Genomic DNA, 22,240 nt, shown 5'->3' on the forward strand with positions numbered 1-22,240 from the left:
TTGTCCTCGTTCGACTTCGACATCGCAGGCTGCCCTCTCAACGCGGTACTGAACTCGTTCGACGGGGAATTCACGTTCGACGGACGATTCACGAGATCCCGAATTCCTTGCCGATGAGATCGAATATTTCGTCGTCGGTCGCGGAATCGACTTCCACGTCGACGTCATTGCTTCCGGAGTCCGTCCAGCGGGACAGCAGACTCTGGAGTCGTGCGGTGACCTCGGCACCGGCCGCGTCGCTCGGCGACAGGGCCGACAGCGCCGCTTCCAGCCTGGTCAGCTCGTCGAGCGCGGGCGGTGTCCGCTCGTCCCCGGCGAGCTCGGCCCGGATGTGCCCGGCGAGTGCCGCCGGAGTCGGGTAGTCGAAGATCACCGAGGCGGCGAAGCGCAGACCGGTCGCGGCGGCGAGCCGGTTGCGCAGCTCCACCGCGGTCAGGGAGTCGAAACCGATCTCCAGGAACCGCCGTGCCGGATCCACCGAAGCCGGCTTCGCGTGCCCCAGCACGGCCGCCACCTGGGCACGCACCGACTCCAGCACCGTACGCTCCTGTTCGGCCGGCGGCATGGACCGCAGCCGGGCGGCCAGCTCCTCCGCGGGCTCCACCGGAGTGACGGCCGCGGCCGGCAGGCCGCCCAGCAGCTCGCTCAACAGCGGGCTCGGCCGCAGCCCGGTGAACCGGGCCCCGAAGCCCGCCCACTCCACGTCGGCGATCATCACCGTCGTCTCCCCGGCCGCGAGCGACCGGCTCAGCGCGCCGACGGCCGCCTCCGGAGGCATGCCCGGCAGCAACCGCTGCCCCGCGCCCATGCCCGATCCGGCCCAGGCGCCCCAGGCCACGGAGGTGGCGGTGCGGCCTTGGGCGCGGCGTTGGTGGGCGAGGCCGTCGAGGTAGGCGTTGGCGGCGGCGTAGCTGGCCTGTCCGGCGTTGCCGAACGTGGCGGCCGCCGAGGAGAAGAGGACGAAGGCGTCGAGGTCGCGGTCGCGGGTGAGTTCGTCGAGGTGGCGGGCGCCGTCGGCCTTGACGCGCATGACCTCGCGGACCCGCTCCGGCGTCAGCGACTCCAGCACCCCGTCGTCCAGGACACCCGCGGTGTGCACGACCACCCGGAGGTCCGGGATCGTGCCGAGGAGCGAGGCGACCGCGTCCTTGTCCGCCACGTCGCACGCCACAGCCCGTACGCGGACCCCGGCACGCTCCAGTTCCCCGGCCAGCTCCCGCGCTCCCGGCGCATCCGGCCCCCGCCGGCTGGTCAGCACCAGCTCCTCCACGCCCGTACCCGCCAGCCAGCGGGCGACGTGGCCACCCAGCGCACCGGTACCGCCGGTCACCAGCGCGGTACCCCCGAACCCGGGTGCGGCCGCGCCGTCCGGCACGGGGGTCGCCCGGCTCAGACGGCAGCCCCACACACCGGAGGAGCGGACCGCGACCTGGTCCTCACCCGTGGATCCGCCGAGCACCCGGCAGAGCAGCTCTCCGGCTCGTTCGTCCAGGCGCGCGGGCAGGTCGATCAGGCCGCCCCAGCGGTCGGGGTGCTCCAGCGCGATCACGCGGCCGAGGCCCCAGAGGGTCGTCTGGTCGGGGTCCACCGTGTCGTCGTCGGTGACGGCGACGGCGCCGCGGGTGACGCACCACAGGGGTGCGTCGACGGTGGCCGCGCCGAGAGCCTGCACCAAGGAGACCGTGTCGACGACGGACAGGAGGGAGACCACGCCCGTGACCGGGGCGGCTCCGTCGTCCAGGAGCCGGTCCGGCTCCAGGTCCTTGAGCGTCGTGACGTGCGGGTGGGCGCCGACAGCGCGCAGGGCGGCGGCCACGTCGGCGTGCACCGACGGTTCCGGCTCACCGTCGCCGGTGACGACCAGCCAGGTGCCGGCCGGTGCCGGCGCCTCGGCAGCCGCCGCCGGGACCGGAGCCCAGCCGAGGCGGTAGCGCCAGGAATCGATGACCGACTGCTCCTGCCGGGCACGCCGCCAGGTCGAGAGCTCGGGGAGGAGAGCACTGAGCGGCTGGTCGGCGTCGATGCCCAGAGAGCCGAGGTCGCCGCGCTCGACGGCGTCCCAGAACGCGGCGTCGACGGCACTGCTGGCGGCTTCGGTGTCGGCGGCCGGCTCCAGCCAGAAGCGCTCCCGCTGGAAGGCGTACGTGGGGAGTTCGATGCGGGGGTGGGTGCCGGGGAAGACGGCGGTCCAGTCGACGTCGAGGCCGCGGACGTGGAGGTTGCCGAGGGCGGTGGTGACGGCGGTGGCTTCGGGGCGGTTGGGGCGGAGGGCGGTGATGCCGTCGCCGTCGGTGAGTGAGGTGAGGGTGCCGTCGGGCCCGAGTTCCAGGAACGTCGCGACGCCGAGGTCACGGAGGTGGGCGAGCCCGTCGGCGAAGCGGACGGTTTCGCGGACGTGGCGGACCCAGTAGTGGGGGGTGCGCAGCTCGTCGTCGGCGAGGGTGCCGGTGAGGTTGGAGACGACGGGCAGGGTGGGTGCGTGGAAGGTGACCTCGTCGAGGACGGCGGCGAAGTCGTCCAGCATCGCGTCCATACGGGGGGAGTGGAACGCGTGGCTCACCCACAGGCGTCGCGTCTTGGCCCCCCGCGCGGCGAGTATCCCGGTGACGTCCTCCACCGCTTCCGCGTCACCCGAGATGACGGTGGATTCGGGCCCGTTGACGGCGGCGATGGCGACGTCGTCCGTCAGGAGGGGGAGGACGTCGTTTTCGGGGGCGGCGATGGAGGCCATGGCTCCGCCGGTGGGCAGGGCCTGCATGAGGCGGCCGCGGGCGGTGACGATTTTCGCTGCGTCGTCCAGTGACCACACGCCGGCCACGTACGCGGCGGCGAGTTCGCCGATGGAGTGGCCGAGGAGGTAGTCGGGCTTGACGCCCCAGGAGGAGACGAGGTGGAACAGCGCGACTTCGAGGGCGAAGAGTCCGGTCTGGGTGTAGAGGGTCTCGCCGAGGAGTTCGGCGTCCTCGCCCCACACGACGTCGGTCAGGGGCCGGTCGAGGTGACGGTTCAGCTGGGTGCAGACTTCGTCCCAGGCCGCGGCGAAGGCGGGGTACGCGTCGTAGAGCTCGCGTCCCATGCCGAGCCGCTGTGAGCCCTGCCCGGTGAAGAGCACGCCCAGCGCACCTGTCACCGGGACGCCGGCGGTCAGGTTCTCAAGTCCGGTGAGGAGTTCGTCGCGGTTGGTGCCGACGACCACCGCGCGGTGTGACAGTGCGGCACGGGTCGACACCAGCGACCAGCCGACGTCCGCAGGGTCCAGTTCCGGGTTGCGGTGCGCGAACGACCGGAGCCGGGCGGCCTGCGCCTGAAGCGCGACCTCGCTCTCTGCCGACAGCACCCAGGGCACGGCAGGCAGCTCACTCCGCTCCATGTCGGCCTCATCCCCGGTCGGTGCCTGCTCCAGCACGACGTGGGCGTTGGTGCCGCTCGCGCCGAACGAGGAGACACCGGCGCGCCGGGGCCCGCTCGTCTCCGGCCACTCCGTCCGCTCGGTCAGCAGCTCGACGGAGCCGGCGGTCCAGTCGACGTGCGGCGTGGGCTCGTCGACGTGCAAGGTCTGCGGGAGTACGCCGTGGCGCATGGCCATGACCATCTTGATGACGCCGGCGACGCCGGCGGCTGCCTGCGTGTGGCCGATGTTGGACTTGATCGAGCCGAGCAGCAGGGGCTGCTCGCGGTCCTGGCCGTACGTGGCGAGCAATGCCTGGGCCTCGATCGGGTCGCCCAGCGTCGTACCGGTGCCGTGGGCCTCGACCGCGTCCACGTCCTGCGGCGCCAGGCCCGCACTTTCCAGAGCCTGCCGGATGACGCGCTGCTGGGAGGGACCGTTCGGGGCGGTCAGGCCGTTGGAGGCGCCGTCCTGGTTCACCGCGGAGCCCCGCACCACCGCCAGGACCTGATGGCCGTTGCGCTCGGCGTCGGACAGCCGCTCGACGATCAGCATGCCGACGCCCTCGGCCCAGCCCGTACCGTCCGCACCGGCCCCGAAGGACTTGCAGCGGCCGTCGGTCGCGAGCCCGCCCTGCCGCGAGAACTCCACGAAGATCTGAGGCGTCGACAGCACGGTCACGCCTCCCGCGAGCGCCAGGGAGCACTCGCCCCGCCGCAGCGACTCACACGCCAGGTGCAGCGCCACCAGCGACGACGAGCACGCCGTGTCCACCGTCAGCGCCGGGCCCTCCAGGCCGAACGTGTAGGCCACGCGGCCCGAGGCCACGCTGCCCGCGGTGCCCGTCCCGAGGTAGCCCTCGGCGTCCTCCGGGACCTCGCGCAGCCAGGAGGCGTAGTCGTGGTACATCACGCCCGTGAAGACGCCGGTCCTGCTGCCCTTCAACGAGTCGGGAGCGATGCCGGCGCGCTCGAACGCCTCCCAGGACGCCTCCAGCAGCAGCCGCTGCTGCGGGTCCATCGCCGCCGCCTCGCGCGGCGAGATGCCGAAGAAGCCCGCGTCGAACTCGGCCGCGTCGTAGAGGAACCCGCCGTCCAGGGTGGACGACGTGCCGGTGCCCCCCTTCGCCCCGGCCAAGGCCGCCAGGTCCCAGCCCCGGTCCGTCGGCAGGACGGACACGGCGTCGGAAGCCGAGTCCACGAACCGCCACAGGTCCTCGGGGGAGGCGATGCCGCCCGGGTAGCGGCAGCTCATGCCGACGATCACGATCGGGTCGTCGTCGAGCGCGGCCGGGGCCGTGCCCACGGCCGGGGCGACGCCGCCCCCGGTGCCCAGCGCCTCGGACCGTACGTACTCCGCCAGGACGCGGGGAGTGGGGTAGTCGAAGACGGCGGTGGCGGGCAGCCGTACGCCGGTGGCGGCGCTGATGCGGTTGCGCAGTTCGACGGCCGTGAGCGAGTCGAAGCCGATCTCCTGGAACGACCGCGACACCTCGACGGACTCCGCCGACACGTGACCGAGGACGGACGCCACCTGCTCCTGCACCAGGCGCAGCACGTACTGCTGCTGTTCCGCCTCGGACCGGCCGGTCAGCTCGTGCCGCAGTCCGGCCGGCGTACCGCCGCCACTTTGGACGGCCCGGCGGACCGGCGTTCCGACCAGGCCGCGCAGGACGGCCGGCAGGGTGCCGGCGGCCGCCTGCTCGCGCAGCGCGGGGAGGTTCAGCGGATCGGCCAGCACGACCGCCTCGCCGGTGGCCAGCGCCGCGTCGAAGAGCTCCAGCCCCTGCTCGTCGGTCAGGCTCATGCCGACCGACCGCGAGATCCGGGACAGCTGGACGTCGTCCAGGTCGGTGGTCAGTTCGCTGCGGTGTTCCCAGAAGCCCCAGGCGATGGAGGTGGCGGGGAGTCCGGTGGCGTGGCGGTGGGTGGCGAGGGCGTCGAGGGTGGCGTTGGCTGCGGCGTAGTTGGCTTGGCCTGCGTTGCCGAGGATGCCGGCGGCGGAGGAGAAGAGGATGAAGGCGTTGAGGTTGTGGTGGCGGGTGAGTTCGTGGAGGTGGCGGGCGGCGTTGGCTTTGGGGGCCATGACGTGGTGGAGGCGGTGGGTGTTGAGGGAGGTGAGGGTGGCGTCGTCGAGGGTGGCGGCGGTGTGGATGACGGTGCGTAGGTCGGGGAGGGAGGTGATGAGTGTGGTGAGGGCGTCGTGGTCGGTGATGTCGCAGGCTTGGATGCGGACGTGTGCGCCGAGGGTTTCGAGTTCGGTGCGTAGTTGGGTTGCGCCGGGTGCGGTGTCGCCGCGGCGGCTGACGAGGACGAGGTCGCGGACGTTGTGGTTGGTGATGAGGTGGCGGGCGATGAGGGTGCCCAGGGTGCCGGTGCCGCCGGTGATGAGGGTGGTGCCGGTGGTGAGGTCGGGGTCGTTGTGGCGGTGGGTTTTGACGAGTCGGGGGGTGAGGAGGGTTCCGGCTCGGAGGGCGAGTTGTGTTTCGCCTGTTGTTGTGGCGGTGGTGAGGTCGGGGAGGGGGGTGGTGGGGTCGTCGAGGTCGATGAGGAGGATGCGGCCGGGGTTTTCGGTCTGTGCGGAGCGGGTCAGGCCCCATACGGCGGCGGCGTCGAGGTCGGGTATGTCTTCGCCGGGTAGGGCGGCGATTGCGTGGTGGGTGACGACGGCCAGGCGGGTGTGGGTGAAGCGCTGGTCGGTGAGCCATTGTTGTATGGCGGTGAGGACGTCGGCGGGGTTGTGGCCGTCGATGCGCACCCATGCGGGGGCGTCTGCGTCCGGGGCCAGGTCGGCGAGGTGTGTCAGTGCCGGTCCGTGCAGGTCGATACCGGTGCGCTCGATCCACTCCATTCGGAACAACGCATCGACCACACCACCACGGGCGTCGTACAACTGCTGTGCCGTGACGGGGCGCAGGACCAGCGAGTCCACGGACAGGACCGGTTCGCCCGCGTCGTCGGCCACGCGAAGCGTGACCGCGTCGGCGCCCACAGGGGACAGCACCACGCGCAGCGACGTGGCGCCGACACCCTGAACGGCCACACCGGTCCAGGAGAACGGCAGGTAGGCCCGGCCGTCATCCGTGATCAGACCGCCCAGCCCGACGCCGTGCAGCGCGGCGTCGAGCAGCGCAGGATGCACCGCGCACCGGCCCGCGTCATCACGGGCCGCCTCCGGCACCGCGACCTCGACGAACACCTCGTCGCCGCGGCGCCACGCGGCCCGCAGGCCCCGGAACACCGGGCCGTACGTGTAACCGCGTTCCGCCAGGACGTCGTACACCCCGTCGGTCTCCACCCGCGTGGCGCCCGCAGGCGGCCACTCCTGAAGAGCACTCGGGGCGGCGTCGGCGACACCGAGCGACCCGGTCGCGTGCCGGAACCATTCGCCTTCGCCCCGACGGGCGTGGACGGACACCGAACGGCGCCCTTCCTCGTCGCCCCCCGCCACCGACACCTGGATCTCGACGGTGCCGCGCTCAGGCAGCACCAGTGGCCCCTCCAGCGTCAGCTCCTCGACCACGTCGCAGCCGAACCGCAGCCCCGCCTGCAGGGCGAGCTCCACGAAGCCCGTACCCGGGAAGATCACCACACCGGACACCGCATGCTCGGCGAGCCACGGCTGCCCGGCCAGGGACAGCGCACCGGTCAGCACGCCGCCCCCGGAGTCGGGCAGCGGCACCTCCGCACTCAGCAAGGGGTGATCGAAGCCCGCCGTCCCGGGGGCGACCCGGCTGGATGCCGCCCAGAACCGCTCGCGCTTGAAGACGTAGGTCGGCAGGTCGACCACCCGCGCCCCGAGCCCGGCGAACGTCGTCTGCCAGTCCACGTCGACGCCCCGGACGTGCACACGGGACAGCGCGGTGAGGAACTGGCCCGGTCCGCCTTCGTTGCGGCGGAGGGAGCCGGTCACGGTGGCCTGGGCGTCGGTGGCGTCGACGGTGTCCTGGACGCCTACGGTCAGGACGGGGTGGGGGCTGGCCTCGACGAAGACGGTGTGGCCGAGGTCGAGCAGCTTTTCGACGGTGGGCTGGAAGGCGACGGTGTGGCGGAGGTTGCGGTACCAGTAGGGGGCGTCGAGGTGGGCTGTGTCGGTGAGTTCGCCTGTGACGGTCGAGTAGAAGGGGACCTGGCCCGTGCGCGGCGTGACGGGTGCGAGTGCTTCGGCCAGTTCGGTTTCGATCTGTTCGACGTGGGGGGAGTGGGAGGCGTAGTCGACGGGGATGCGCTTGGCCTGCGGGAACTCCGCCAAGACGGCGTCCAGCACGTCGTTGCCACCCGACACGACAGTCGAAGCGGGGCCGTTGACGGCGGCGATGGACAGGCCGTCGCGGCCGTGGAGCTGGTCGGCGGGCAGCGGCACGGAGACCATGCCGCCCTGCCCGGACAGGGCCAGCAGGGCCTTGCTGCGGAGGGCGACGATCCGGGCGCCGTCCTCCAGCGAGAGACCGCCGGCGACACATGCGGCCGCGATCTCACCTTGTGAATGGCCGATGACAGCGGCGGGGGTGACGCCGTACGAGCGCCACAGCTCCGCCAGCGAGACCATCACGGCCCACAGCACCGGCTGCACGACGTCGACGCGCCGCAGTGCGTCTTCGTCGTCGAGGACGTCGAAGAGCGACCAGTCGACAAAGGCGCTCAGCGCGGCAGCACACTCCCGCATCCGCTCAGCGAACACCGGAGCGGTGTCGATCAACTCCAGCGCCATCCCGGTCCACTGCGAACCCTGACCCGGGAACACGAACACCACACCGCGCCCCGGCTCCGCCGCGCCGTCGCTCTCCCACGCGTCGAGACCGCTCAGCAGCTCCTCCCGGTCAGCCCCCACGACCACCGCGCGATGCGGCAGCGTCGCCCGCGTCGAGGCCAGCGACCAGCCGACGTCCACCGGGTCCAGCTCCGGGGTGCCCTCCACGAAGGACCTCAGACGCTCGATCTGGGTGCGCAACCCCGCAGCGCTGTCACCCGAGAGCACCCACGGCACGGCGGCCGGTGCGACACGTTCGGTCTCCGGCTCGTCCGGAACCTCCGGCGCCTGCTCAAGAATCACGTGGGCGTTCGTGCCGCTCACGCCGAACGCGGACACACCGGCCCGCCGCGGCCGGCCGGCCTGCGGCCACTCCGTCCGCTCGGTCAGCAGCTCCACCGCGCCCGCGGTCCAGTCGACCTTGGGCGTCGGCTCGTCGACGTGCAAGGTCTGGGGCAGCACACCGTGCCGCATCGCCATGACCATCTTCACGATCCCGGCGACGCCCGCGGCAGCTTGGCTGTGCCCGATGTTGGACTTCACCGAGCCGAGCAGCAGAGGCTGTTCGCGGTCCTGCCCGTACGTCGCGAGCAGCGCCTGCGCCTCGATCGGGTCGCCCAGCGTCGTACCGGTGCCGTGGGCCTCCACCGCGTCCACGTCCGCAGCAGCCAGTCCCGCGTTCGCCAGCGCCGCCCGGATCACCCGCTGCTGGGACGGCCCGTTCGGGGCGGTCAGGCCGTTCGACGCACCGTCCTGGTTGACCGCCGAGCCGCGCACCACGGCCAGCACCTGGTGTCCGTTGCGCTTGGCGTCCGAGAGCCGCTCGACGAGCAGCATGCCGACGCCCTCGGCCCAGCCCGTGCCGTCCGCCGCTCCGGCGAAGGGCTTGCAGCGGCCGTCGGCCGCCAGGCCCCGCTGCCGTGAGAACTCCACGAACGTGGCCGGCGTCGCCATCACGGTGACACCGCCGGCGAGCGCCATCGAGCACTCGCCGCGCCGCAGCGACTCGCACGCCAGGTGCAGGGCCACCAGGGACGACGAGCACGCCGCGTCCACCGTCAGCGCCGGGCCCTGGAGCCCCAGGGTGTAGGCGATGCGCCCGGACATCACGCTGGTCGCGGCGCCCGTGAGGGCGTACGCCTCGTCGGACGCCGACGGGTAGCCCTGCGTCCAGCCGCCGATGAACACGCCGGTGCGGGTGGACCGCACCGCGTCCGGAGCGATCCGGGCGCGCTCGAAGACCTCCCACGCGGCCTGGAGCAGCAGCCGCTGCTGCGGGTCCATCGCCAGGGCCTCACGGGGCGAGATGCCGAAGAACCCCGCGTCGAACTCGGCGGCGTCGTGGAGGAAGCCGCCGGCGCGCACGTAGGACTTGCCGGCCCGGTCCGGGTCGGGGTCGTACAGCCCGTCCACGTCCCACCCGCGGTCGTCGGGGAACTCCGAGATCACCTCGCGGCCCTCGTCGACCAGCCGCCAGAGGTCTTCCGGGGAGCGGATGTCCCCGGGGAACCGGCAGCTCATCGCGACGATCGCGATCGGCTCGTCCGCGGCGTACGACCCGGTCGACGCACTCTCCGGCGTCCCGGCCTCCGGCAGGCCGAGCAGCTCCGAGCGCAGCAGGCCGGCCACGGCGCGGCAGGTCGGGTGGTCGAACAACAAGGTCGCGGGCAGGCGCAGGCCGGTCGCCGCGTTCAGGCGCGTACGCAGCTCCACCGCGGTGAGCGAGTCGAAGCCCAGGTCGCGGAACGGCGCGGTCGGATCGACGGCCGTGGGGCTGCGGTGCCCCAGCAGGCCGGCGGCGTGCTCGCGGACGAGATCCGTCAGCACCCGCTCCTGCTCCGCCGCCGGCAGCCCGGTGAGGCGCTCGCGCAGCCCGGCGTGGCCACCGATCGCGCCGGTGCCGTCCAGGGCCTTCCGCACCTCCGGAAGTTCACCGATCAGCGGGCTGGGCCGGGAGGCCGTGAAGACCGGGGCGAACGTCGACCAGTCGACGTCCGCGACGGTCAGGCAGGGCTCGCCCGGCCCGGCCGCATGCCGGAGCGCGGTGACCGCCACCTCGGGCGGCATCGGACGCAGCCCGTTCCGCCGCAGCCGCTCCTCGTCCCCACCGGCGAGGCTGCCGCCCCACGCCCCCCAGGCCACCGAGGCGCCCGGCAGGCCCCGGGCCCGGCGCCGCTGGACCAGTGCGTCGAGGTAGGCGTTCGCGGCGGCGTACCCCGCCTGCCCGGCCCCGCCCCACACCGCCGACGCCGACGAGAAGACGACGAACGCGTCCAGCCCCTCGTGGCCGACGAGCTCGTCCAGGAGCCCCGCGCCGACGACCTTGGCACGGAACACGTCGGAGTACTCGGCGAGGTCCGCGTCGATGGCGCCGCCGAACTGCACCGCCCCGGCGAGGTGCACCACAGCGGTCAGCTCGTCCGCCGTCTGCCGGAGCACGCCGGCGAGGGCGGCGCGGTCGGTGACGTCGCAGGCCGCGATGGTCACGCGCGCACCCAGAGCCGTCAGTTCCTCTTCCAGGGCGGCCGCGCCCGGGGCGTCCGGCCCGCGCCGGCTGAGCAGGACGAGATGCTCCGCCCCGGCCCGCGCCAGCCACTTCGCCACGTGCCCGCCCAGCGCACCCGTGCCACCGGTGACCAGCACCGTGCCGCGCGGACGCCACGTGCCCGCCGGCCCGGCCGGGCGCGCGGGCTCCAGCCGCCGGCCCAGGACCCCCGAGGGCCGGACCGCGACCTGGTCCTCGTCGCCCGCCGCGGCCAGCACCGCGGCGAACCGCTGCACCACCCGCGCGTCGCACACCTCGGGCAGGTCGATCAGCCCGCCCCAACGCCCCGTCCGCTCCAGCCCGGCCACCCGGCCGAAGCCCCAGACCGCGGCCTGGGCGGGGCTCGGCCCCGGATCCGTGTCGACGGCGGCCACGGCGGACCGGGTGACGCACCACAGCGGTGCGTCGACACCGGCTGCCGCCGCCGCGCACAGCAGCTCCACCGTGTTCGCGAGCCCGCGCGGAAGGGCGGAGTGCCCGGTGGCCGCCCGCTCGTCGACGGCCAGGAACGACACGACGCCCGCGACGTCGTCGGCCCCCGCGGCGTCCGCGAGCAGCTCGGCCATGGCCGAGCGTCCGGCACCGTCCGGCACCTCGACCATACGCAGTTGTGCGCCGTGCCCGGCAAGGGCCCGGCCGCATGCGACGGACCACGCGTCGCCCGCCGGCACCACGGCCAGCCACGTGCCGGCCGGAGCACCGGCACCCAGGCCGGACAGCGCCCTCCAGCCGATCCGGTACCGCCACGTGTCCACGGCGGACGCCTCACGCCGCCGGCTGCGCCACGAGGACAGCGCGGGCACGACGTCGCCCAGCGAGGCCCCGTCGACCTGCAAGGTGGCGGCGAGTTCCGCCAGGTCCCCACGTTCCACGGCGTCCCAGAACCCGGCGTCGACCGGATCCACGACGGCGGGCTCCAACCAGAAACGTTCCCGCTGGAAGGCGTAGGTCGGCAGCTCCACAGGCCGGACGTCACCGAAGACCGGCCGCCAGTCGACGCGCGCACCGCACACGTGTACCTGGGCGAGGGAGAGCATGAAGCGCTCCACAGTGCCTTCGTTGCGGCGGAGGGAGCCGGTCACAGTGGCCTGGGCGCCGGTGGCGTCGACGGTGTCCTGGACGCCTACGGTCAGGACGGGGTGGGGGCTGGCCTCGACGAAGACGGTGTGGCCGAGGGTGAGCAGCTTCTCGACGGTGGGCTGGAAGGCGACGGTGTGGCGGAGGTTGCGGTACCAGTAGGCCGCGTCGAGCTCGGCTGTGTCGGTGAGTTCACCGGTGACGGTCGAGTAGAAGGGGATGTCACCGGTGCGGGGCGCGACGGGTGCGAGTGCTTCGGCCAGCTCCGCTTCGATCTGTTCGACGTGGGGGGAGTGGGAGGCGTAGTCGACGGGGATGCGCTTGGCCTGCGGGAACTCGGCCAAGACGGCGTCCAGCACGTCATTGCCACCCGACACGACGGTCGAAGCGGGCCCGTTGACGGCGGCGATGGACAGGCCGTCGCGGCCGCGCAGCCGGTCGGCGGGCAGCGGCACGGAGACCATGCCGCCCTGGCCCGAGAGCGCCAGCAGGGCCTTGCTGCGCAGGGCGACGATCCGGGCGCCGTCCTCCAGCGAGAGACCCCCGGCGACACATGCGGCCGCGATCTCACCTTGCGAGTGACCCACGACCGCTGCCGGTACCACCCCGTACGAACGCCACAGCTCCGCCAGCGACACCATCACCGCCCACAGCACCGGCTGCACGACATCCACCCGGCGCAGCGCCTCTTCGTCGTCCAGGACGTCGAGCAGCGACCAGTCGACAAAGGCGCTCAGCGCGGCAGCACACTCCCGCATCCGCTCAGCGAACACGGGTGAGGCGTCGATCAACTCCAGCGCCATCCCGGCCCACTGGGAGCCCTGACCCGGGAACACGAACACCACGTCGCCGGAAACGGCGGGGGCCTGCGCGACGCCCGGGTGCGATTCTCCGTTCGCCACGGCGTCCAGCCCGCGGATCAGGGCGTCGAGATCCGTGCCGACGATCACCGCGCGGTGCGACAGCGTCGCCCGCGTCGAGGCCAGCGACCACCCGATCCGGACGGGGTCCGGCGCGGGGTCTCCCTCCACGAAGGAACGCAGCTGCTCGGCCTGCGCCCTGAGTCCCGCCTCGCCGTGGCCCGACAGCACCCACGGAACGGCCGGGAGCTCGATCCGGTCCGCCGCGGGCTCGGCCACCTCGGGGGCCTGCTCGACGATCACGTGGGCGTTGGTGCCGCTGACGCCGAACGAGGAGACACCCGCTCGGCGCGGGGCACCCGTCTCGGGCCAGTCGACGCGCTCGGTCAGCAGCTCGACGGAACCGGCGGCCCAGTCGACGTGCGGCGACGGCTCGTCGACGTGCAAGGTCTGGGGCAGCACGCCGTGCCGCATCGCCATGACCATCTTGATGACGCCGGCGACACCGGCGGCTGCCTGCGTGTGGCCGATGTTGGACTTCACCGAGCCGAGCAGCAGGGGCTGCTCACGGTCCTGCCCGTATGTGGCCAGCAGCGCCTGCGCCTCGATCGGGTCGCCCAGCGTCGTGCCCGTGCCGTGCGCCTCCACGGCGTCCACGTCCGCGGCCGCGAGCCCCGCGTTCGCCAGCGCCGCCCGGATCACCCGCTGCTGCGAGGGCCCGTTCGGGGCCGTCAAGCCGTTCGACGCACCGTCCTGGTTGACCGCCGAACCCCGCACCACGGCCAGCACCTTGTGCCCGTTGCGCTTGGCGTCCGACAGCCGCTCGACGAGCAGCATGCCGACGCCCTCGGCCCACCCCGTGCCGTCCGCCGCCGCCGCGAACGCCTTGCAGCGTCCGTCAGCGGCCAGGCCGCGCTGCCGGGAGAACTCGACGAACATGCCGGGTGTCGCCATGACGGTGACACCGCCCGCCAGGGCGAGGGAGCACTCGCCGTTGCGCAGCGCCTGCACCGCCAGGTGCAGGGCGACCAGCGACGACGAACACGCCGTGTCCACCGTCACCGCCGGCCCCTCAAGGCCGAACGTGTAGGACACGCGGCCCGAGGCCACGCTCGCCGCGCTGCCGGTCAGCTGGTAGCCCTCGGCCGACTCCCCGGCGCCCGCCGCGTAACCGGCCGACGAGGCGCCGACGAACACGCCGGTACGGCTGCCCTTCAGCGACTCCGCCGGGATGCCGGCGCGCTCGAAGGCCTCCCAGGACGTCTCCAGCAGCAGTCGCTGCTGCGGGTCCATGGCCGTCGCCTCGCGCGGCGAGATGCCGAAGAAGCCCGCGTCGAACTCGGCCGCGTCGTAAAGGAAGCCGCCGTCGCGGGTGTACGACGTGCCCGGCCGGCCGGGGTCGGCGTGGTAGAGGCTCTCCAGGTCCCAGCCCCGGTCCGCCGGGAAGCCGGAGATCACGTCCTCGCCGCCGGCCACGATCCGCCACAGGTCCTCCGGCGAGCGGACCCCGCCGGGGAGGCGGCAGCTCATGCCGACGACGACCACCGGGTCGTCCTCGCCGGCCGGTGCCTTCGCCGCGGCCGTGGACGAGGCCGTTCCCTCCTCCGGTTCGCCGTGGATCCGCCGGTGCAACTGCGCGGCGAGCTCGACGGGCGTCGGGTGGTCGAACAGCAGGGTTCCGGGCAGCTTGAGGCCCGTGGCCGCGCCCAGGCGCTCGCACAGCTCGACCGCCGTGATCGAGTCGAAGCCGAGCTCCTTGAACGTCTGCGCCTCGCCGACGGACAGGGCGCCGTCATGCCCGAGGACGACCGCGGCGTGCTGCCGGACGAGCGCGAGCAGGGCCCGCGGCTGGTCGGCCGGTCCCCGCGCGGTCCGCGGCTCTTCCTCACCCGGCGACGACGACTCCGCGGCTCCGGCCTCGGCTTCAGCCGGGACCAGAGCGGCCACGGCGCCGTCGCCGGCGTCTCCGCCCGGTCCGGCCGGGTCGATCCAGTACGAACGGCGCTGGAAGGCGTACGTGGGCAGCGGAACCCGCCGGCCGTCGGGGAACGCCGCATCCCACGCCACCTCGGCACCCGCCACGTGGAGTTCGGCCAGGGCGGTGACCAGCGCCTGCGGCTCCGGGCGGTCCCGGCGCAGGGCGCCGACCAGGATGCCGGGCCGGGTCAGACAGTCCCGGGTCAGGGTGGTGAGGGCCTTGTCCGGGCCCAGTTCCACGAAGGTGGTGACGCCCTGGTCCTCCAGGCACCGGACGCCGTCCAGGAAGCGTACGGTCCGGCGGGCGTGCTGCACCCAGTACTCGGGGGAGCACAGCTGCTCGGCCGTGGCCAGCGCCCCGGTGACGTTGGAGACCAGCGGTATCCGCGGCGCCCGGAAGGTGAGCCCCTCGGCGACCCGGCGCAGCTCGTCGAGCATCGGGTCCAGGTGAGAGGAGTGGAAGGCGTGGCTCGTGCGCAGCCGCTTGGCCCGGCGGCCGCGTCGTTCCCAGTCGGCCGCGAGGTCGAGCACGGCCTGCTCGTCGCCGGAGACGACGGTCGCGGCCGGTCCGTTGACCGCGGCGACGGAGATCCCGGCGGTGGCGTCGCCGCCGGGCGCCAGCGCGTCCGTGACCTCGTCCTCGGAGGCCTCCAGCAGCACCATCGCGCCCGGCTCCCGCACCGCCTGCATCAGCCGGCCGCGGGCGGCGACGAAGGCCGCGGCGTCCGGCAGCGACAGCACACCGGCGACGTGCGCCGCGGCCACCTCACCGATCGAGTGGCCGATCAGCACGTCCGGCGCCGGCCCGAAGTCCTCGAACAGCCGGAAGAGCGCCACCTCGATCGCGAACAGAGCGGCTTGAGCGTGGACCGTCTGCTCCAGCAACTGCTCGTCGTCCCCGTCGATCACCTCACGGACGGGCCGGTCCAGGTGCCGGTCCAGCTCCGCGCAGACGTCGTCGAAGGCACGGGCGAACGCCGGATACGCGGCCGCGAGCTCCCGGCCCATGCCGAGACGCTGAGCGCCCTGCCCCGTGAAGCTGAAAGCGATCTTGCCGGCCGGCCGGGCGACGCCCGTGACCAGGCCGGGCGCCACCCCGCCGGAGGCCAGCGCGGCCAGCTGCCGTTCCGCGGCGGCCGCGTCGTCGGCGACGATCACGGCCCGGTGCTCGAAGTGCGACCTCGTCGTCGCGAGGGAGAACCCGACGTCCGCCAGGGCGGCCTCCCGGCCCGCCATGTGCTCCGTGTCGTGCCCCGCCGCGTGCCCCGCGCTTGGCTTCTCGTCTTCGGTGCGTTCCAGATGCGCCCGCATCCGCAGGGCCTGGTCCCGCAGCGCCGCCTCCGTCTTCCCCGACAGGGTCAGGGGAAGCGGGAGCCCGGCCTTGGGCCCCTCGGCGCCGGTCCGCGGCTCGGGGGCCGTGCGCGCCGGTGCTTCGGCGAGGACGACGTGACAGTTCGTACCGCCCATGCCGAACGAGCTGACGCCTGCGACCAGGCGGGCCTCCGGCGTGCGCCAGGGGCCCGGAACGGTGCGGACCGAGAGGTTCAGCTCGTCGAGGGGGATGCGCGGGTTCGGGGTCTCGAAGTTGAGCGTGGCCGGCAGGTGGCGGTGGTGGACGGCCAGGACGGTCTTGAGCAGCCCCGCGATGCCCGAGGCGCCTTCCAGGTGCCCGATGTTGGTCTTCACCGAGCCGACCTCGACGGGGCGGACCTCCGCTCCCGCCCCCCGGCACGGCCCGAACACCCGGCCCAGCGCCTGCGCCTCGACCGGGTCCCCGACGGCCGTCCCGGTGCCGTGCAGCTCCACGTACTGCACGTCGGCGGGCGAGACCGCCGCCCGTTCGTGCGCGAGCCGCAGGACGGCCTCCTGGCCGCGGGCGTCGGGTGTGGTCAGCGAGTCGCCGCCGCCGTCGTTGTTGACCGCGCTGCCCGCGATCACGCAGTAGACCGTGTCGCCGTCCGCGAGGGCCTGCGACAGGGGCTTGAGGACGACGACGCCGCCGCCCTCCCCCCGTACGTAGCCGTTGGCGCGCGCGTCGAAGGTGTAGCAGCGGCCGTCGGGCGAGAGCGCGCCGAACTCGGCGATGTCGGCGGCGGTCCCCGGCACCAGGTTGAGGTTCACCCCGCCGGCCAGCGCCAACCGGGACTCGCCCCGGCGTACGCTCTCCACCGCCATGTGCACCGCGACCAGGGACGACGCCTGCGCCGCGTCGACGGTCACGCTCGGGCCGCGCAGGCCGAGGGTGTGCGAGACGCGGTTGGCGACCATGGCCCGGTGGGTGCCGGTCAGGGTGTGGTGGGAGCGCCGGCCCCGGGACAGTTCGGCGTAGTCGTGCGACGTCACGCCGAGGAACGCGCCGACCGCGGTGCCGTCCAGGTCGGCGGGGACGACGCCGGCGTGCTCCAGGCCCTCCCAGGCCAGTTCCAGCATCAGCCGCTGCTGCGGGTCCATCGCCGCGGCCTCGCGGGGCGAGACGCCGAAGAAGGCGGCGTCGAAGCGGTCGACGTCGTCGACGAAGCCGCCGTGGCGGACGGCGGCGGGCGCGGACCCGGGCGGCGTCCACCGCCCGGCCGGCACCCCGGTGACCGCCGAGGCTCCGTCGGTCAACAGCCGCCAGAACGCGGTGGGATCGGGAGCCTGCGGAAACCGGCAGGACATTCCGACAACGGCGACAGCCTCGTCCGCTTTCATGCTGATCCTTGGTGGTCCTGGTCGTCGTGGTGGTCCTGCTGCCCCTGGCGCCCGTCACCGCCGGGCGGACTGCCCGGCCGGTGACCGCGCGGCGGTGGCCGTCGGCCGCGCGGGGTGTCGCGGCCGACGGCGCGGGTCCTGCTCCCGGCCGTACCGGGTGTTCGCGACCGCCGGCGCGGGGAACCCGTCCCCGGCCGTACGGCCACGGGCCCCCGCCGGTGCCGTGCCCGATGCCGGCCCGCGGCCGGCGAGGGGCCAGGACACGGGGTCCGGGCCCGGGTCACGGTCATGGGCCGGGCGGAGGTGTGGTCACCGGCCGTCGAACCGCTCGTCCCACACCTGGGAGAGCGTCCTGCCGGGGTCCGCCGCCGCCGCGGTGACGACGGCCATGACGTCCTCGCAGAGGCTCTCGATCGTCGCGTCGTCGAAGAGCGACGTGCTGTAGAGCACCGTGCCGGCGAGAGCACCGTCCACGGCGTCCTCGTACAGGTCGATCTCCATGTCCAGGTTGAAGCGGACCGGCGGGTGGCTCATCACGAACGGCTCGGCCGTCGCTTCGGCGAGCCGCAGTTCCTGCGGCGGGGTGTTGACGATCTGGAAGACCACCTTCACCGCCGGGTCCTCGAACAGCCGCGCCCCGTCCGCCCACCGCTCGATCGCCGAGACGAACGGCACGTCCTGGTGCGTGTGCGCGTCGGACATCGCGTCGCGCACCTTGACCAGCAGCTCGTGGAACGTCGGATCGCCGCCCAGGTCGGTCCGCACGGCCAGCATCTTGGACACCAGGCCGACCATGTTCTCCAGCTCGTCGTGGCCGCGGTTGGCCATCGGCATGCCGACGAGGACGTCGGGGCTCGCCGAGCGGGCGGAGACGACCAGCTTCATCGCGGCCAGCAGCGTCATGTACAGCGTGGCGTTCGCCGACTCGCCCAGCTTCCGGGCGGACGTGACGACGTCCTGGGGAAGCTGCCAGTGGAACAGGCCGCTGTCGTAGTCGGCCACCGCCGCGCGGGGCCGGTCCGTGGGCAGCTGGGCCGGCACCATGCCGTCGTAGTGGCGGTTCCAGAAGTCCAGCTGCTCCTCCAGCAGCGGCCCCCGCAGCCACTGCCGCTCCCAGAGGGTGAAGTCGGTGTACTGCACCGGCACGGCGGGCAGGTCGGGCTCCCCGCCGGCCACCAGCGCCGAGTACACCTCGGACAGGTCCCGGATCAGCACGCCCCGGGACCAGCCGTCGGTGACCAGGTGGTGGAGGGACAGCACCAGGACGTGGTCGCGCTCGCCCAGCCGCAGGACGCTCAGCCGTGCCAGCGCGTCGCCGGTGAGGTCGAACGGCCGGACGGCCTCCAGGCCGGCGAGGTCCGCGGCCTCCGCCGCGTCGGCGACGTTGGTCACCTCCACGCGGACCGGCGCGCTCGCCTGCACGGCCTGGACGTACGCGCCCGGCTCGCCGACGACGGTGATCCGCAGGGCCTCGTGCCGGGCGACCAGGACCTCCATGGCCCGCCGCAGGTGCGCCAGGTCCAGCTCGCCCGAGACCCGCACCGCCAGCGGGATGTTCCAGTGCCCCGCCCGCCGGACGTCCTCGAAGAAGAGGTCGGCCTGCCGCTGCGCGAAGCTGAAGGGGACGGGCAGGGAGCGGTCCCGCTCGGCCGGGACCAGCGGCGGAAGGCCGGGGCCCGCGTCGGCGCGAGGCGCCGAGGCGACCGTGACCGCCAGCTCCCGCGGCGTCCGCTGCTGGAAGATGGTCTTGAGCGGGATCGCGACGCCCAGGGCGGCCCGGATCCTGGCGACCACCCGGGTGGCGATCAGGGAGTGACCGCCCAGCGAGAAGAAGTCGTCCTCGATGCCCACCCGCTCCGAGCCCAGCAGGTCGGCGTAGATGCCGCAGATCGCCTCTTCCTCGGGCGTGCGCGGCGCGACGTAGCCGACCTCGAGCACGGTGCGCAGGTCGGGTGCGGGCAGCGCGCCCCGGTCGATCTTCCCGCCGGTGGTCAGCGGCATCGACTCCAGGAGCACGACCGCCGAGGGGACCATGTACTCGGGCACCGCCGACTCGACGTGCTGGCGCAGGGTCTCGGCCAGCCGCCCGTCGCGGTCCGCCGCGCCCGGCTCGGCGACGGCGTAGGCCACGAGGCGCTTGTCGCCGGGGACGTCCTCGCGGACGATGACGGCGGCGTGCAGGACGTCCGCGTGCCTGGCCAGGATCGCCTCGATCTCGCCCGGCTCGATCCGGAAGCCCCGGATCTTGACCTGGTCGTCGATGCGGCCGAGGAACTCGAGGTTGCCGTCGGACAGCCAGCGCACCAGGTCGCCGGAGCGGTACATCCGGGAGCCGTCGTCGCGGAAGGGGTCCTCGACGAAGCGGGACGCGGTCAGCTCGGGCCGGCCCAGGTAGCCCCGGGCCAGGCCCGCTCCCGCGACGCACAGCTCGCCGGGCACGCCCACCGGGACCGGCCGCAGGTCGCGGTCGACCACGTACACCCGGGTGTTGCCGATGGGCTTGCCGATCGGCGCGGTGAGCGGCCAGTCGGCCACGTCCGCCGGCAGCGAGTACGACGTGACGACGTGGGCCTCGCTCGGCCCGTAGTGGTTGTGCAGCCGCAGCTCGGGCCGGTTCTCGCACAGCTCGCGCAGGTCGTGGTGGAGGGAGAGCGGCTCGCCCGCCTGGGAGAGGTGGCGCAGGGCGGACAGCTCCGGGCCGTGCGGGTCGACCTCCTCGGAGATCGCGCGCAGCATCACGTTGGGTACGAACAGCTGGGCCAGCTCCTGCTCGTGGGCCCAGCGGGCGAACGCGGCCGGGTCCATCCGCAGTTCCTCGTCCGGGACGACGATCGTCTCGCCGTACAGCAGGGCGGAGAAGATCTCCTGGAGCGAGATGTCGAAGGTCACCGTGGCGAACTGCGCGGTCCTGGCGTCGGGGCCGATCGGCAGGGCCCGCTTCTGCCACGCCACCAGGTTGATGATGCAACTGCCGGGCATGAGGATGCCCTTGGGGACGCCCGTGGAGCCGGAGGTGTAGATGACGTACGCCAGGGCGTCGGCCCGCGTGGGCGTGGCCGGCGGGGTGCCGGGCCGGGCGGCGAGGTCCTCGCGCTCGGCGTCGAGGAGGACGAGGTCGGTGCCCGGCGCCTCGAACAGCCCGGTGAAGCGCTGCTGGGTGACGGCGGTGGCCACCTTGGCGTCGTCCAGGACGAAGCGGATGCGGTCGCGCGGGTGGTTGGGGTCGATCGGCACATACGCGGCTCCGGCCCGCAGGATGCCGAGGATCGCCACGATCACGTCGGCGCCGCGCTCGACGCACAGGCCGACGAGGTCCTCGTCGCCCACTCCCCGGTCCTGGAGGTGGTGCGCGAGCTGGTTCGCCCGCCGCTCCAGCTCCGCGTAGGTGAGACGGTCGTCGCCGTGGACGACGGCCACGGCGTCGGGCCGGAGCCGCGCCTGCGCGCTGAACAGGTCGGACAGCGAGCCTTCCGGCAGGGGCTGGGCGGTGTCGTTGAACCCCTCGACGACGAGGGTGCGTTCGGCCTCGTCGAGCAGGGACAGCTCGGAGACCGGCCGGTCGGGGTCGGCCAGCGCGGCCCGCAGGACCACACCGATGTGGTGCAGCAGCCGCTCGATGGTCGGCGCGTCGAAGAGGGCCTTGCTGTACACGATGTGGCCGATGAGGCCGCCGTCGTCCCCCTCGACGAGGTGGAACTCGAGGTCCATCCGCGTGAGGATGCGCCCCGGGTCGAACTGCTCGGTCGCGAGACCGGCCAGGGACAGCCGCTCGGCCGGAATGTTGATCATCTGGAAGAGGACCTGGACCAGCGGGTTCCGCGACAGGTCCCGCTCGGGCTGCACGTGCTCCACGAGGTACTCGAAGGGCAGGTCGCCGTGGGCGAAGGCGCCGACCGTGGTGTCCCGGACCCGGCGCAGCAGCTCGCGGTAGGTCGGGTCGCCGGAGAGGTCGGTCCGCAGCACCACGGTGTTGACGAAGAAGCCGATGAGGCCCTCGATCTCGGAGCGGCCCCGGTTCGCCACGGGGGTGCCGACGACGATGTCCTCACTGTCGACGTACCGCGCCAGCACGAGCTTGAAGGCCGCCAGCAGGGTCATGTAAAGGGTGGCGTTCTCGCCGGCGCCGAGCTTCCGTGCGGTGTCGACGAGTTCGGCGGGCAGCTCCCAGCGGGCCGCCTCGCCCTCCTGGCGGGCGACGGAGGGGCGGGGCCGGTCGGTGGGCAGCTCCAGCGCCGGCTCCATGCCGGCCAACTGCTTCTTCCAGTAGTCCAGCTGCCGCCGCAGGGTGGGGCCTGACAGCCACTCCCGCTCCCACACGGCGTAGTCGGCGTACTGGACGGGCAGCGGCGGAAGGGCCGGGGAGCGCCCGGCGACGAGCGCCCCGTAGACGGCCGAGAGCTCCCGCACGAGCACGCCCTGCGACCAGGCGTCGGTGGCCACGTGGTGGACGTTGAGCAGCAGGACGTGGTCCTGGTCGTCCAGTCGCAGGATCTTCCCGCGCAGCAGCGGCCCGACGGCCAGGTCGAAGGGCTCGGCGATCTCGGCGCCGGCCATCTCCCGTGCGGCCGCCAGCCGTTCGTCGGGCGAGGCGCCGGGCACGTCCACGACCGGGACGGGCACGGGTCCGGCGGGCCGGATCAGCTGGACGGGTTCCCCGCCGTCCTCGCCGAACGTCGTGCGGAGCGCCTCGTGCCGGCCGACGACCTCGGAGACGGCACGGGCGAGGCAGCCGGTGTCCAGGTCCCCGTGGATGCGCATGGCCAGCGGGATGTTGTACGAGGCGTTACCGGGCTCCAGCTGGTCGAGGAACCACAGCCGCTGTTGCGCGAACGACGCCTTGAGAGTCCGGTCTCGCCCGACGGGGACAATTCCGGTGGGTTGTTCCTTGCGGCGCGTGCGCTCGAACAGGTTGTTCATCGCCGCGCTGAGCCCACCGGTTTTAGGCATTCCTGC

General features: G+C 73.4%; 2 protein-coding genes. Both read right to left on the reverse strand.

What is annotated here, in order from left to right; genetic code table 11:
• Positions 1–88: 88 nt before the first annotated feature.
• Complete coding sequence (locus tag CYQ11_RS30005; protein ID WP_205041823.1) at positions 89–17,287, reverse strand: type I polyketide synthase; 17,199 nt, start codon at positions 17,285–17,287, stop codon at positions 89–91.
• 309 nt (positions 17,288–17,596) lie between these two features.
• Complete coding sequence (locus tag CYQ11_RS24300; protein ID WP_181143769.1) at positions 17,597–22,234, reverse strand: non-ribosomal peptide synthetase; 4,638 nt, start codon at positions 22,232–22,234, stop codon at positions 17,597–17,599.
• Between the last annotated feature and the right edge of the window lie 6 nt (positions 22,235–22,240).

This window comes from Streptomyces cinnamoneus (assembly GCF_002939475.1).
Taxonomy (GTDB): Bacteria; Actinomycetota; Actinomycetes; order Streptomycetales; family Streptomycetaceae; genus Streptomyces; species Streptomyces cinnamoneus_A.